14 protein-coding genes are annotated in these 13,402 nt (G+C 60.6%); 12 read left to right on the top strand and 2 right to left on the bottom strand.

Annotated features, from left to right (window positions below):
- The first annotated feature begins 28 nt into the window (after window positions 1-28).
- From BLT55_RS21575 to BLT55_RS21615, 8 genes are all read left to right on the top strand, one after another.
- Window positions 29-1,111, top strand: a complete 1,083-nt coding sequence (locus BLT55_RS21575; RefSeq protein ID WP_055001288.1) for a sensor histidine kinase — start codon at window positions 29-31, stop codon at window positions 1,109-1,111.
- Window positions 1,108-1,854 carry a LytR/AlgR family response regulator transcription factor gene (locus BLT55_RS21580; RefSeq protein WP_007248339.1) on the top strand — a complete coding sequence of 249 codons (747 nt, stop codon included), beginning with the start codon at window positions 1,108-1,110 and terminating at the stop codon, window positions 1,852-1,854. The genes BLT55_RS21575 and BLT55_RS21580 overlap by 4 nt, the downstream gene beginning before the upstream one ends.
- Window positions 1,855-2,077: 223 nt before the next feature.
- Window positions 2,078-3,019 (top strand): hydroxymethylbilane synthase, encoded by a 942-nt coding sequence (hemC, locus tag BLT55_RS21585; RefSeq protein ID WP_007248340.1) that lies wholly within the window; start codon window positions 2,078-2,080, stop codon window positions 3,017-3,019.
- Window positions 3,016-3,792, top strand: a complete 777-nt coding sequence (locus BLT55_RS21590; RefSeq protein WP_055001289.1) for a uroporphyrinogen-III synthase — start codon at window positions 3,016-3,018, stop codon at window positions 3,790-3,792. Before hemC ends, BLT55_RS21590 begins: the two co-directional genes overlap by 4 nt.
- A gap of 50 nt (window positions 3,793-3,842) precedes the next feature.
- Complete coding sequence (locus BLT55_RS21595; protein ID WP_055001290.1) at window positions 3,843-4,964, top strand: uroporphyrinogen-III C-methyltransferase; 1,122 nt, start codon at window positions 3,843-3,845, stop codon at window positions 4,962-4,964.
- On the top strand, window positions 4,961-6,205 hold the full coding sequence (locus BLT55_RS21600; RefSeq protein ID WP_055001291.1) for a heme biosynthesis protein HemY: 1,245 nt from the start codon (window positions 4,961-4,963) through the stop codon (window positions 6,203-6,205). Before BLT55_RS21595 ends, BLT55_RS21600 begins: the two co-directional genes overlap by 4 nt.
- Window positions 6,206-6,416: 211 nt before the next feature.
- Window positions 6,417-6,944 (top strand): disulfide bond formation protein B, encoded by a 528-nt coding sequence (locus BLT55_RS21605; protein WP_055001292.1) that lies wholly within the window; start codon window positions 6,417-6,419, stop codon window positions 6,942-6,944.
- A gap of 173 nt (window positions 6,945-7,117) precedes the next feature.
- Window positions 7,118-7,591 carry an Rsd/AlgQ family anti-sigma factor gene (locus BLT55_RS21615; protein ID WP_055001293.1) on the top strand — a complete coding sequence of 158 codons (474 nt, stop codon included), beginning with the start codon at window positions 7,118-7,120 and terminating at the stop codon, window positions 7,589-7,591.
- A 70-nt stretch (window positions 7,592-7,661) separates the two neighbouring features.
- Here BLT55_RS21615 and BLT55_RS21620 read toward each other — a convergent pair whose 3' ends face one another.
- On the bottom strand, window positions 7,662-8,336 hold the full coding sequence (locus BLT55_RS21620) for an FKBP-type peptidyl-prolyl cis-trans isomerase (protein ID WP_007248346.1): 675 nt from the start codon (window positions 8,334-8,336) through the stop codon (window positions 7,662-7,664).
- A gap of 217 nt (window positions 8,337-8,553) precedes the next feature.
- On the opposite strand from BLT55_RS21620, the gene BLT55_RS21625 reads away from it, so the two are divergent.
- Complete coding sequence (locus tag BLT55_RS21625; protein WP_055001294.1) at window positions 8,554-9,507, top strand: AlgP family protein; 954 nt, start codon at window positions 8,554-8,556, stop codon at window positions 9,505-9,507.
- On the opposite strand, the gene BLT55_RS21630 is transcribed toward BLT55_RS21625, so the two are convergent.
- A complete protein-coding gene (locus tag BLT55_RS21630; protein WP_055001296.1) occupies window positions 9,504-9,980 on the bottom strand; it encodes a TIGR02444 family protein in 477 nt (158 codons plus the stop codon). The genes BLT55_RS21625 and BLT55_RS21630 overlap by 4 nt on opposite strands.
- 46 nt (window positions 9,981-10,026) lie before the next feature.
- Between BLT55_RS21630 and BLT55_RS21635 the strand changes: the two genes are divergently transcribed.
- From BLT55_RS21635 to BLT55_RS21645, 3 genes are all read left to right on the top strand, one after another.
- On the top strand, window positions 10,027-11,937 hold the full coding sequence (locus tag BLT55_RS21635; RefSeq protein WP_074800880.1) for an ATP-binding cassette domain-containing protein: 1,911 nt from the start codon (window positions 10,027-10,029) through the stop codon (window positions 11,935-11,937).
- A gap of 16 nt (window positions 11,938-11,953) precedes the next feature.
- Window positions 11,954-12,547 (top strand): mechanosensitive ion channel family protein, encoded by a 594-nt coding sequence (locus BLT55_RS21640; RefSeq protein WP_055001954.1) that lies wholly within the window; start codon window positions 11,954-11,956, stop codon window positions 12,545-12,547.
- Between the two features lie 67 nt (window positions 12,548-12,614).
- The gene (locus tag BLT55_RS21645) at window positions 12,615-13,247 is read left to right on the top strand and encodes a LysE family transporter (RefSeq protein ID WP_007248351.1); all 633 of its coding nucleotides are present in this window, start codon (window positions 12,615-12,617) and stop codon (window positions 13,245-13,247) included.
- Window positions 13,248-13,402: the final 155 nt, after the last annotated feature.

Genomic DNA, 13,402 nt, shown 5'->3' on the forward strand with positions numbered 1-13,402 from the left:
TGACGAGGCCAGGGCAGAGACTGCACGCATGCAGACCAAACCGTTGAAACACCCTGCCAGGCCCGTCCCCGGCAAAGACTTTTTCCTCCCTGAACTGTGCCTGCCGCAGGCATTGCTGGTGCTCGTGGTACTGGCCGAGCTGCTGGTTCTGATTCTGGTGCTGGTGGAACCGATGCGCAGCGGTTTCGACTGGGTACGCCTGGCGCTCATGTCGCTGTTCGTGCAATGGATCGTGCTGCTCTCGGCGGCGCTGCTCTGCGGGCTGCGCCCATGGCTGGCACGCCTTACGCCAGGGCTGGCCGGCATGCTCAGCTGCCTGTTGGTGGTCGGCCTGACGCTGCTCTGCACCGCCGTCACTGATGTGTGTCAGCTCACCGGACGGATTTCCGTCAGCGGCATGGTCGAGCGTTATCTGCGTTACTCGACCATCGCCCTGATCATGTCCGCCCTGATGCTGCGCTATTTCTACTTGCAGAGTCAGTGGCGCAAACAGCAGCAAGGTGAGTTGCGGGCGCGCATCGAATCGTTGCAGGCGCGCATCCGCCCGCACTTTCTGTTCAACACCCTCAACAGCATCGCGAGCCTGGTCGCCAGCGACCCGGTCAAGGCGGAGCAGGCGGTACTGGATCTGTCAGACCTGTTTCGCGCCAGTCTGGCCAAGCCCGGAAGCCTGGTAACGTGGCGTGAGGAGCTGGCTTTGGCAAAACGATATTTATCGATTGAGCAATATCGTCTCGGCGAGCGTCTACAGTTGGACTGGAGAGTGAGTGCAATTCCTGATGACTTGCCGATTCCCCAGCTAACCTTGCAGCCATTACTTGAAAACGCTTTGATTTATGGCATTGCTCCGCGTATCGAAGGGGGCGTAGTAACAGTCGAAGCAGACTATGAAGAGGGAGAGTTCATATTGAGCGTCAGCAATCCCTATGAAGAAGTTGCCACTCGGCAGACTTCCAACGGTACTCAACAGGCCCTGACAAATATCGGTGCACGTATTGCGGCACTTTTTGGTCCGCACGCCAGTCTGAGCGTGGAGCGCCGTGACGGTCGTCACTACACCTGTCTACGCTATCCTTGTGCGAGACTCACGCAGGAAGCCAGAGCTATATGAATGTCCTGATCGTTGATGACGAACCCCTGGCCCGCGAGCGACTCAGCCGCATGGTCAACGAAATCGAGGGTTACCGAGTACTGGAATCCAGCGCCTCCAATGGTGAAGAAGCCTTGGCGCTGATTGAAACCCACAAGCCGGATATCGTGTTGCTCGATATCCGCATGCCGGGCCTTGATGGCCTGCAGGTCGCGGCTAAGCTGTGCGAGCGGGAAGCGCCGCCCGCCGTCGTGTTCTGCACCGCGCACGACGAATTTGCCCTGGAAGCTTTCCAGGTCAGCGCGGTCGGTTATCTGGTCAAGCCTGTGCGCTCCGAGCACCTTGCCGAAGCGTTGCGCAAAGCCGAGCGCCCAAATCGTGTTCAACTGGCGGCGATGACCCGTCCTGCCGCCGAAAGCGGTTCAGGCCCACGCAGTCATATCAGCGCCCGGACCCGCAAGGGCATCGAGCTGATTCCGCTGGATCATGTGATCTATTTCATCGCTGATCACAAATACGTCACCCTGCGCCATGAGGGTGGTGAAGTGCTGCTGGACGAGCCGTTGAAAGCGCTGGAGGATGAATTCGGCGACCGGTTCGTGCGTATCCACCGCAACGCACTGGTGGCCCGCGAGCGAATAGAGCGCTTGCAACGCACGCCACTGGGGCATTTTCAGCTGTTCCTCAAGGGGCTCAACGGTGACGCTCTGATTGTCAGCCGCCGCCATGTGGCGGGCGTTCGCAAGATGATGCAGCAACTGTAGGCGTCCCGCAGCCTTGCAGGCCGAGGCCGAGTCACAGAACTGACTGACGTTTCAGAACTGTGTGTTTTCCGGCTTTTCCATCGCCAGCCTTCTTTTCGCTTCCTCAGCCACTGGCCGATTCGTCGCTCGGAATCAGTAGGCTGACGCAAGTTTTCAGGCAGCACTGAAGTCGTTCCGGCTGAGCTGTTATTATCCGTCGCATCTATTCAGTACGGATTGTTCAATGTCCTCTCGCGAAATCCGCATTGCCACCCGCAAAAGCGCGTTGGCCCTCTGGCAGGCCGAATACGTAAAAGCGCGTCTGGAGCAGGCTCATCCGGGCCTGATCGTTACGCTGGTGCCCATGGTCAGCCGTGGCGACAAGCTGCTGGACTCACCGCTGTCGAAAATCGGCGGCAAAGGCCTGTTCGTCAAAGAGCTGGAAACGGCGCTTCTGGAAAACAACGCCGACATCGCCGTGCACTCGATGAAAGACGTGCCGATGGACTTCCCGCCAGGGCTGGGCCTGTTTTGCATCTGCGAGCGTGAAGACCCGCGCGATGCATTTGTATCCAATACCTTCGACAGCCTCGAAACGCTGCCTGCCGGAAGTGTGGTCGGTACCTCCAGCCTGCGTCGTCAGGCGCAACTGCTGGCGCGACGCCCGGACCTGCAAATCCGCTTCCTGCGCGGCAACGTCAATACCCGGCTTGCCAAACTGGATGCCGGTGAATACGACGCGATCATCCTCGCCGCTGCCGGTTTGATTCGCCTTGGCTTCGAAGACCGGATCACCTCTTCGATCAGCGTCGACGACAGCCTGCCCGCAGGCGGACAGGGCGCGGTCGGTATCGAATGCCGCAGTGTCGATGCCGAAATCCACGCCTTGCTGGCGCCGCTGCATCACGAAGACACCGCTGTGCGCGTGATTGCCGAGCGCTCGCTGAACAAGCACCTCAATGGCGGCTGCCAAGTGCCCATCGCCTGCTACGCCGTGCTGGAGGGCGACAACGTCTGGCTGCGCGGTCTGGTCGGCGATCCGTCCGGCAGCCTGCTGCTGCATGCCGAAGCGCGAGCACCGCAGACAGCGGCCCAGGCGCTGGGCGTGGAAGTGGCCGAAGCGCTGCTGGCACAGGGTGCAGCCGACATCCTCAAGGCCGTCTACGGCGAGGCCAACAACCCATGAATGGCTGGCGTCTACTGCTGACCCGTCCTGCCGAAGAATCGGCGGCGCTGGCCAGAGTGCTGGCCGATGCCGGAATCTTCAGCAACAGTTTGCCGCTGCTTGAAACCGAGCCTCTGCCCTTGACGCCTGCGCAGCGTTCGATCATTTTCGAGCTGCTCGATTATTCTGCTGTGATCGTGGTCAGCAAGCCCGCCGCGCGTCTGGCCATCGAGCTGATCGACGAAGTGTGGCCGCAACCATCCCTGCAACCCTGGTTCAGTGTGGGTTCAGCTACCGGGCAGATACTGCTGGATTACGGCCTGCAAGCGAGCTGGCCGGAGCAGGGCGATGACAGCGAGGCCTTGCTCGAACTGCCGCGTTTGAAACAGGCCATTGCCACCCCGGGAAGCCGCGTGTTGATCATGCGCGGTGACGAAGGACGCGAGCTGCTGGCCGATCAATTGCGCGAGCAGGGCGTCGATGTCGACTACTTGGCGTTGTACCGGCGCTACCTGCCGCAGTACGCTCCCGACACCCTGTTGCAGCGTGTGACGTTGGAACGCTTGAACGGGCTGGTGGTCAGCAGTGGGCAGGGTTTTGAACATTTGCTGCAAATGGCGGGTGATTCATGGCCGGATCTGGCCGGTTTGCCATTATTTGTACCGAGCCCCCGAGTTGCCGACATTGCGCGTGCAGCCGGTGCCCGAACCGTTATTGATTGCCGTGGCGCCAGCGCCGCGGCATTGCTGGCAGCGTTGCGGAATCAGCCTCAGCCTGCCGTGAAGGCGTATTGATCGACACTTGTCGTTTACGCTATTACGCCAAAATGCAAAGGATGGGATACGTGAGCGAAACAGCCTTGCCTAAAGACGAAGAATCGTTGTTGAAAACGTCGACCCCCACGCCCGACCCTGTGCGCGTCGAGCGTACCGGCAGCCGCAGCAGCAGCCTGGTGATCCTCGCCTTGCTGCTCGGCATTGCCGGCGTCGCCGTCGCGGGCTGGGGAGTCTGGCAGCTGCGCATGTTGCAGGCCGGGCACCAGCAACAGCGCGGGCAGGTTCAGGACATCGCCGAACAGACGCTGGTGCTGGCGCAGAACGACCAGCAACTGAGCGCACGTCTTGCGCAACTTCCGCCTGCCGATCAACTGGAAGACAGCCGTCGCCTGGTGGCGCAGTTGCAGGGCGACCAGCAACGCCTGAGCCAGCGTCTTGAAACCGTGCTGGGCGCCAGCCGCAAAGACTGGCGTCTGGCCGAAGCCGAACACTTGCTGCGGCTTGCCAGCCTGCGCCTCTCAGCGTTGCAGGACGTCAACAGTGCGCAGGCGCTGGTTCAGGGTGCCGATGAAATTCTGCGTGAACAGGACGATCCAGGTTCGTTCGCCGCACGCGAGCAACTGGCCAAAAGCCTCGCCGCGCTGCGCAGCGTCGAGCAGCCGGATCGCACCGGACTGTTCCTGCAACTGGCTGCACTGCGCGAGCAGGCCGTTCAGCTCAACACGCTGGCCCCCGAGTACGAAGACAACGGTCAGTTATTGCCGGGCCTGACCGAAGACAAGACTGAAAACAGCCAATGGTCGCGCTGGTGGGATCAGATTTCCCATTACTTCCGCATCGACTTCAATGCCGACAAGGACATCCGTCCGGTTCTGGCAGGACAAAGCCTGTCGCAGGTGCGTCTGGCGTTGAGCCTTGCCCTTGAGCAGGCGCAATGGGCCGCGCTTAACGGTGAGCCACAGGTGTATGCCAAAGCCGTTGCCGAGGCGCAAAGTGTGCTCAAGGCCAATTTCAGCCAGGAAGACCCGCAAAGCAAAGCGCTTAGCCAGGGCCTGGAGGCTGTGGCCAGCAAACCGGTATCGGTCAAGACGCCTGACCTGGCGCCAACCCTGAGCGCCGTGCAGGCTTATCTTGAGCGCCGCCATGCCGTCGGCCAGCCAGCCGAGGCGCAGCAGGGGACAAGCCGATGAAGCGCTTTTATGTGCTGTTGTTCATCGCCATCGTCGCTGCGGCGCTTATTGGCGTTGCCATAGCGGACCACGCCGGCTATGTGCTGATCGCCTACAAGAACTTCCGCTACGAATCGAGCCTGTGGGCGACCCTGGCGCTGCTGCTTGCGGTGATGCTGGTGATCTTCCTCGTCAGGCTGGTGATCACTTTGCTGACCACCTCAGGCGGCGTGGTTAACCCATGGTCACGTCGCAACCGTCATCGTCGCGTGCAAATGGCTATCGAACAGGGCCAGATGGACCTTGCCGAAGGTCGTTGGGCCAGCGCGCAACGTCATCTGCAACGCGCGGCCGAAGTCGATGCGCACCCGCTGCTGTATTACATCGGTGCTGCACGCGCGGCCAATGAGCAAGGGCGCTACGAAGACTGCGACAGCCTGCTGGAGCGCGCTCTTGAGCGCCAGCCACAGGCCGAACTGGCAATTGCCCTGAATCACGCTCAATTGCAGCAGGACCGTGGTGACACCGACGGTGCGCTGATCACGCTCCAAGCCATGCAGCAGCGCCATCCGCATAACCCGCAGGTGCTGCGCCAGTTGCAGCGCCTTTATCAACAGCGTGGCGACTGGTCCGAGCTGATTCGTCTGCTACCCGAGCTGCGCAAGGACAAAGTTCTGCCCCCCAAGGAACTTGCCGAGCTGGAGCGCCGCGCCTGGGGTGAAAACCTGACGCTGGCCGGTTATCGCAATGACAGCGAGGGGACCCTGACCGGCCTGCCTTCGCTGGAACAGGCGTGGCAAAGCCTGAGCGCTGCGCAGCGCCAGGAACCGCAGCTGGTGCTTGCCTATGCCGATCAATTGCGTCGCCTGGGCGCCGAGACTCAGGCAGAAGAGGTTCTTCGCACAGCAATCAAACGCGACTACCACAGTCACCTCGCGCGCCTGTATGGGCTGGTGCGTGGCAGCGACCCACTGAAGCAGCTACAGGCTGCGGAAGGCTGGCTCAAGCATCACCCGAGCGATCCAAGCCTGTTGCTGAGTCTGGGCCGCATCTGTCTGCAAGGCAGGTTGTGGGGCAAGGCGCGCGACTATCTCGAGAGCAGCCTGCGCCTGCAACGCAATCCCGAAACCTGTGCAGAGCTGGCGCGGTTGTTGGCGCAGATGGGCGAGACGGATCGCAGCAATCAATTGTTCCAGGAAGGTCTGGGTCTGCTGGATGAGCGCTTCCTGTCACGACCGCTGCCTGCGCTGACCCAAGGCTGAATCCATCCAGGGCCCTGCTTAAGGGCTCTTTTACCCTGAAAACCAGCAAACATAGGCATGTGGGAATTCTCCTACATGGATGTGTAAAAGAACCGCATGACAGCGTGTTCATTTTCTTCGTTAAACAGCGAAGCATCCGCACACCGCCACCTTGAAAGCCTCTCGTCCTTTCCTCTACCGTAATCGTCTCGTCCTTTGTTACGGATTTGCCATGTATCTGGCTCGCACACGCTTCCTGTATTTCCTGGTATCGCTGGCCTGCGCATTGATCATCGGCACCGCTTTCTACCTTCAGCACACCTTTGGCCTCGAACCCTGCATCCTGTGTGTCTTGCAACGGGTTGTGTTTGTCACGTGTGGTGTTCTGGCGCTGGCTGCCGCCTGCCACGCGCCGGGCAAGACCGGTTTGCGTCGTTACACCCTCGGGCTGCTGCTGGTCGCGCTGGCAGGCGTGGGTGCGGCAGGTGCTCAAGTGTGGCTACAGACTGCCTCGGTCGATCAATTGATACCGTTCATTGCAAGGCTGGAACATTTACTGAGCCTTCTGTCGCTCGACGCGTGCGTCGACCGGCTGCGCAGCGACGCCATGCTGTGTGCTGAAATCACCTGGTCCTTGTTTGGCATAACCCTGCCGGAGTGGAGCCTGCTGGCTTTTACCGGGTTCACCGCCGTATCGCTGTATCCACTTTTCAGCGAATTGCTCGGCTGGCTGGCCGCCAAAAGTCGGGGAGAGTATTAAACGCTTGTATGAACTTTATCTCCTGCGTACCTTGATGGCCTTACCGAGCGGGCATAATCTGGGCCGCACGCGTCACTGGAAACAGGCTGTCCTGACGCACCATCAAGCCTGCTCCTTGTTTGTCATCAAGGCTGGCACAGGACCGCACGCCCCCGAAGGGAAGAGAGAAAACCATGCTGGAAAGTTGTCAGAATGCTCAGGAACGCTGGGGTGGAGTCAATAAGCTGATTGATCGCTGGCTGGAAAGCCGTCTCGAACTGATCGAAGCCTACGATGCGCTGGGCGACACGCCCGAAGCCCTTGCCGCCGACCTGGACGGTTTGCAGAATCTGTGCGGGATTCTGGTGGATTACGTTTCAGCCGGGCACTTCGAAGTCTACGAACAGCTTGGCGATGAAGCCCGAGCCTTCAATGACCAGCGCGGGCTCGAACTGGCGGACACTATCTATCCCCGTCTGGATGTCATCACCAAGTTTGCGCTGGCCTTCAATGATCGTTGCGACAAGGGCGATTGCTCGGACGCTGCGGTCGTTGCCAAGGAGTTCAACCAGCTGGGTCGCTTGCTGCATGAGCGCTTCGAACTGGAAGACTGCCTGATCGAAGTGCTGCACACCTCGCACAAGGAAGAGCTCGCCGCACAGGCGTGACGCTGGAACGCAGGATCGCCAAGGGTGCTTTTTGCACCCTTTTGTTTATATGCGGCGAGCTTGTCGTCGCTTATTGTGAAACGGCGACCAGCTCGATTTCGAATACCAGCGGCGTGAACGGGTCGATCAGATCACCCGCCCCCTCGGCCCCGTAGGCCTGATCCGACGGAATAACCAGCCGCCATTTCGCACCTGTCGGCATGTTCTGCAGCGCAGTGGTCCAGCCACTGATCACGCTGTCGAGCCTGAACCACTGTGGCTGCGCACTCTGGTCGAAGATCGTACCGTCCGGCAGCCGCCCGACGTAGCGCACTTCCACTCGGCCATTGACGTCCGGTTTGGGGCCGGTCCCGGGTGTCAGTTCGGTCATGAGAATGCCGTCGGCCAGCACCTTGACGCCCGGCTTGGCCTTCTCGCTGTCCATGAACGTGCGTTCTGCCTTGAGGGCTGCCTCGGTGGGCGCGTCGGTACCTGAAGTCTCGGCTTGCGCGATCGCCGCGTCGTGCTCGCGCAGAAGCTGATCGATGCGCTCTTGCTTGAGAGCCAGCGGCTTGCCTTGATAAGCCTGCTTCAAACCTTCTACCAACGCCTTGAGATCAAGGTCCGGGACTTCCTGATGCAGACGCTCGCCAAGGCTTGCGCCCAGGCTGTAAGCCAAGTCATGACTGTCACTGGAGGGCGGCGTTTCGGCAGCCTGGGCCAGGGGTAGCAAGAGGAACAACGACGTTAACAAGTAGCGCGACATTAATGCTCTCCGGCCTGGGAAGTCAGCGATTATGCCAGCGTCAGGGCGTGTAGTGATCAGTCTTGAAAGGTGAATTTCACGATACCTGCGCAGTGTCGCGCCGTAATCATTTTTTGCAGTATGCAACAGCGCCCTGTTAGTGGTGTCAAGATGCCCTAGCGGCGATGCGCGCAGAAGCCTAGTATGAGCCGCAATTTCGTCACCCAGGAGGTAAGTCATGTCGGCCAAAAAGAAGCCAGTAAATACTCCGTTGCATTTGCTCCAACAATTATCGGGCAGCTTGCTTGAACATCTGGAAGACGCCTGTTCCCAAGCTTTGACTGATGCCGAGAAATTGCTCGCCAAGCTTGAGAAGCAACGCGGCAAAGCGCAGGAAAAACTGCACAAGTCCCGCACCAAACTGCAAGACGCCGCCACCGCCGGGAAGGCCAAGGCGCAGACCAAGGCAAAAGATGCCGTGGCTGAACTGGAAGAATTGCTGGATGCGCTCAAGGAGCGTCAGACCGAAACCCGCACTTACATTCTGCACCTCAAGCGTGATGCTCAAGAGAGCCTGAAGCTGGCCCAGGGTATCGGCCGTGTGAAAGAAGCGGTTGGTAAAGTGTTGAGCACTCGCGACGCCAAACCCGTCGCGTCTAAAGTCGCGGCCAAGGCGCCTGCTGCAAAAGCTCCGGTGAAAGCCGCCACCAAACCCGTTGCCAAAGCTCCGGCCAAACCGGCTGCCAGTGCTAAAGCAGCGCCTCGCCCTGCCGTGAGCAAAGCACCGGCCGCAAGTAAAGCGCCTACCAAGCCAGCCGCTAAACCGGCTACCCGGTCGACTGCTGCAGCCAAACCGGTTGCTGCGAAAACCGCTGCGGCCAAGCCCGTTGCAGCCCGATCGACTGCCGCCAAACCGGCTGCAAAACCTGCCGCAACCAAAGCACCTGCTGCCAAAACCCCTGCAAGCAGCGCTGCCAAACCTGCCGCCGTAAAAGCGCCGGTTGCCAAGCCTGCCGCGAAAGCTCCAGCCAAGTCGCCGGTAAAAGCAGCAGCCAAACCCGCTGCTAAACCTGCGGCCAAGCCAGCTGCAAAACCTGCTGTCGCCAAGTCAGCGACGCCAGCGCCTGCCGCCACGCCGGCTGCTGCACCCGCCACACCGACCAACAGCGCAACGCCTGGCAGCGCCTCTTAAGCCCGGTCAACGCTGACATCGACCGCGATGCGCAACACCTGTAGCGCATCGCGGTTCTCTGCGGCACTCCCCTCTGCAAGTCCTTTCAGCCAGTCGCCTGCATTTCGTGCATCACCCTCTGGCCAGCCATCGGCTAACGCCTCAAGCCTCAGCAGCAGACTCCGCTCCGCCTCTAGTTCGAGCGCCTTTACGTTGCTTCGTAACGTACTCAGCGCAGCGTCCTGCTGTGCCGCATCACGCCACTGAGTGCGCAAATCCCGCAGTGGGCGCACTACTTCATTGTGCCAGGGCGTCGCCAATTGTCCGATTTGCATGATTCGTTGCGTCGTGCAGGCCACGCCGCGCGACTCGAGCCAGACACCGCAAAGCACCATGCACACGTTGGCCCCGTTGGCTTGTAGCGCAAGACAAGCCTGTTCCACACCCGGTCGGGCGTAGAAATCGAGGGTGAAACTCCAGAGCGCTGAAGGCATAGTGATCCACCTGTTCAGGACGAAGCTGGTAGACTCCGCCGCCATTATGATTCGACTTCAAAGCCTTACCTTACAGCGTGGTCCGCAACGTCTGCTAGAAGACGCCGAGCTGACTCTGCACGCCGGCCATAAAGCCGGTCTGATCGGTGCCAACGGCGCCGGTAAATCCAGCCTGTTCGCTTTGCTGCGCGGCGAGCTGACGCCCGACGCCGGTGACTGCCTGCTGCCCGCCGACTGGCGCATCGCGCACATGCGTCAGGAGGTCGATACCCTCGAACGCCTGGCCGTGGACTACGTTCTCGACGGCGACGAGCGCCTGCGCGAAGTGCAACGCTCGCTGGCCGAAGCCGAAACCGCGCAGGACGGTGCAGCTCAGGCGCGCCTGCATTCGGAGCTCGACAGCGCTGACGGTTATACCGCCGACGCCCGCGCGCGCAAGCTGCTGGCCGGGCTCGGCTTCACCAACGAGCAGATGGAACGGCAGGTCGGCAGCTTCTCCGGCGGCTGGCGGATGCGTCTGAACCTGGCGCAGGCGCTGATGTGTCCGTCAGACCTGCTTTTGCTCGATGAGCCGACCAACCACTTGGACCTCGATGCCATTCTGTGGCTTGAAGACTGGCTCAAGAGCTACCCCGGCACGTTACTGCTGATTTCCCACGACCGGGATTTTCTCGATGCCGTGGTCGACCACATCGCCCACGTCGAACAGCGCAAAATCACCCTCTATCGCGGGGGCTACAGCGCCTTCGAACGTGCTCGCGCCGAACGTCTGGCCCAGCAGCAACAGGCCTACGAGAAACAGCAGGTGCAACGCGCGCACATGGAGAAATACATTGCGCGCTTCAAGGCCCAGGCCACCAAGGCCCGCCAGGCGCAGAGCCGCATAAAGGCACTGGAGCGCATGGAAGAGCTGTCCGCCGCGCACGTCGATTCGCCGTTCAACTTCGTCTTCCGCGAGTCCGACAAAATCTCCAGCCCGCTGCTGGACCTGTCCGATGCGCGCCTGGGCTACGGCGATAAAACCGTGCTGGAGAAGGTCAAGCTGCAACTGACCCCAGGCGCGCGCATCGGCCTGCTAGGGCCCAACGGCGCGGGCAAGTCGACACTGATCAAAAACCTCGCGGGCGAGCTTGAACCGCAAAGCGGTCGGCTGGTGCGTGGCGAAAACCTCACCGTGGGCTATTTCGCCCAGCATCAGCTCGACTCACTGGACTCCAAAGCAACGCCGTTGCTGCACTTGCAGCGCTTGGCACCGACCGAGCGCGAACAGACCCTGCGCGACTTTCTCGGCGGCTTCGACTTCCGTGGCGCACGTCTGGACGAGCCGGTCCTGAATTTCTCGGGTGGCGAAAAAGCGCGCCTGGCGCTGGCGCTGATTGCCTGGGAAAATCCCAACCTGCTGCTGCTCGATGAACCGACCAACCACCTGGACCTGGAAATGCGCCTGGCGCTGACCATGGCGTTGCAGGAATTCGGCGGAGCGGTACTGGTGGTGTCTCACGATCGGCATTTGCTGAAGAGCACCACCGATGATTTCCTGTTGGTGGCCGACGGCCGCGTGCAGGAGTTCGATGGCGATCTGGATGACTACACCCGCTGGCTGGCCGACTACCGTCTGCGCAACGCGCCGGTCAGCAACACGCCGGTCAACGCTGACAAGACCGACAAGAAAGCCCAGCGTCAGCAGGCCGCAGCGCTGCGTCAGCAACTGGCTCCGCACAAGCGCGAAGCCGACAAGCTAGAGCGCGAGCTCGGACTGGTGAATGAAACACTCGCCAAAGCCGAAGCAGCCCTGGCGGACAGCACCAATTACGATGCCGCCAACAAAGACAAACTGCGCGATCTGCTGGCCGAGCAAGCGAAGCTGAAAGTGCGTGAATCCGAGCTGGAAGATGCCTGGATGCAGGCACTGGAGCTGCTGGAGTCGATGCAGGCCGAACTGGAAGCGCTGTCGTGAGCGAGGCAAGGGGTTGATGGAAGTGTTGGGTTTGCCGATCTCCGCCTACTGGATTGAGCCGCTGTTGATCGGCGTGCAGATTCTGCTGATCCTGCTGGCCGGCTATGTGTTGCAGCGAATCGTCGGCGGCTTTCTGACCGGCCTGGGCGAACGCTATCCGTTGCCACCCGAGCTGCTGGTGCCGGTTCGCGGTGGCTTGCGCTGGCTGATCATGGGCAGCGCGTTCGTCTTCGTGCTGGGCAGGCTCGGCGTTTCGGCCACGGTGCTGTGGACTGCCTTGTCTGGCTTCGTCGCCGTCGCGGCGGTAGCCTTCTTCGCCATGTGGAGCGTGTTGTCGAACCTGCTCTGCGCCATCCTGATCTTCACCATCGGCCCGTTCCGCATCGGTGACATGGTCGAGCTGGTCGACACGCTGGACAAGCCCGGCGTGAAGGGGCGGGTGACCGCCATCAACCTGATGTTCACTACCCTGATCGAGACCCCAGAGGCCGGTGGCGCGCTGGTTCAGGTGCCCAACAGCCAGTTTTTCCAGAAGTCGGTTCGACGCTGGCGCGGCAGCGATCTGCTCCCGCAGGTGGCGGTCGCAAAACAACCGGATGAGCAGGACTAGAAATAGTTAGCGTTGCAAACCGTTAGGCACTAATTTATCGGGCATTGGACTTTGCTTGAGGTGCAAGATGGCGTTTGAAACGTGGCTGGGCTTTTTTGCAGCCTGCTGGATTATCAGTCTTTCCCCTGGCGCAGGCGCTATCGCTTCGATGTCCTGCGGGCTGCAGTATGGCTTCTGGCGCGGTTACTGGAATGCGCTTGGGCTGCAAATCGCCTTGGTGGCACAGATCGCCATCGTTGCTGCCGGTCTTGGCGCCGTGCTGGCAGCCTCCGAGATGGCGTTCACGCTGATCAAGTGGTTCGGCGTGGCGTATCTGGTCTATCTGGGCATCAAGCAGTGGCGCGCACTGCCTGCCGACTTGGCTGACGAATCTGCAGTTCGCCCTGTAGGCAAACCGATGACTCTCGTCATGCGCGGCTTTCTGGTCAATATCAGCAACCCCAAGGCGCTGATTTTCATACTGGCAATTCTGCCGCAGTTCATCGATCCGGCTGCGCCACTGTTGATCCAGTACGTCATCATCGCGGCGACCATGGTGGTGGTCGATCTGATCGTCATGGCGGGCTACACCGGGTTGGCGTCAAAGGTGTTGCGACTGCTCAAGACACCTCGCCAGCAGCGCCGTCTGAATCGTACCTTCGCCAGCCTGTTCGTGGGCGCGGCCGGCTTTCTGGCGACGCTGCATCGCGGTACGGCCTGAATCGGTCGCACACCGGCTGCTGCCTGTATACCGATCACCTGAAACAGAGCATGACGCACTGTTTAAGGCCTCCTCAGGGCTGATTGTAAAATTCAGTAACAAAAATGCGCCGCTGCTATTGAGAAGCTCTCTTGCGAAGTTAACAATGCAACGCA

This window comes from Pseudomonas cannabina, from assembly GCF_900100365.1.
Taxonomy (GTDB): Bacteria; Pseudomonadota; Gammaproteobacteria; order Pseudomonadales; family Pseudomonadaceae; genus Aquipseudomonas; species Aquipseudomonas cannabina.

Excerpts from the sequence above, each read along its gene's own strand:
- BLT55_RS21575 (WP_055001288.1), top strand. The coding sequence starts at position 29 with ATGCAGACCAAACCGTTGAAACACCCTGCCAGGCCCGTCCCCGGCAAA.
- BLT55_RS21580 (WP_007248339.1), top strand. The coding sequence starts at position 1,108 with ATGAATGTCCTGATCGTTGATGACGAACCCCTGGCCCGCGAGCGACTC.
- hemC (WP_007248340.1), top strand. The coding sequence starts at position 2,078 with ATGTCCTCTCGCGAAATCCGCATTGCCACCCGCAAAAGCGCGTTGGCC.
- BLT55_RS21590 (WP_055001289.1), top strand. The coding sequence starts at position 3,016 with ATGAATGGCTGGCGTCTACTGCTGACCCGTCCTGCCGAAGAATCGGCG.
- BLT55_RS21600 (WP_055001291.1), top strand. The coding sequence starts at position 4,961 with ATGAAGCGCTTTTATGTGCTGTTGTTCATCGCCATCGTCGCTGCGGCG.
- BLT55_RS21605 (WP_055001292.1), top strand. The coding sequence starts at position 6,417 with ATGTATCTGGCTCGCACACGCTTCCTGTATTTCCTGGTATCGCTGGCC.
- BLT55_RS21615 (WP_055001293.1), top strand. The coding sequence starts at position 7,118 with ATGCTGGAAAGTTGTCAGAATGCTCAGGAACGCTGGGGTGGAGTCAAT.
- BLT55_RS21620 (WP_007248346.1), bottom strand. The coding sequence starts at position 8,336 with ATGTCGCGCTACTTGTTAACGTCGTTGTTCCTCTTGCTACCCCTGGCC.
- BLT55_RS21625 (WP_055001294.1), top strand. The coding sequence starts at position 8,554 with ATGTCGGCCAAAAAGAAGCCAGTAAATACTCCGTTGCATTTGCTCCAA.
- BLT55_RS21630 (WP_055001296.1), bottom strand. The coding sequence starts at position 9,980 with ATGCCTTCAGCGCTCTGGAGTTTCACCCTCGATTTCTACGCCCGACCG.
- BLT55_RS21635 (WP_074800880.1), top strand. The coding sequence starts at position 10,027 with ATGATTCGACTTCAAAGCCTTACCTTACAGCGTGGTCCGCAACGTCTG.
- BLT55_RS21640 (WP_055001954.1), top strand. The coding sequence starts at position 11,954 with ATGGAAGTGTTGGGTTTGCCGATCTCCGCCTACTGGATTGAGCCGCTG.
- BLT55_RS21645 (WP_007248351.1), top strand. The coding sequence starts at position 12,615 with ATGGCGTTTGAAACGTGGCTGGGCTTTTTTGCAGCCTGCTGGATTATC.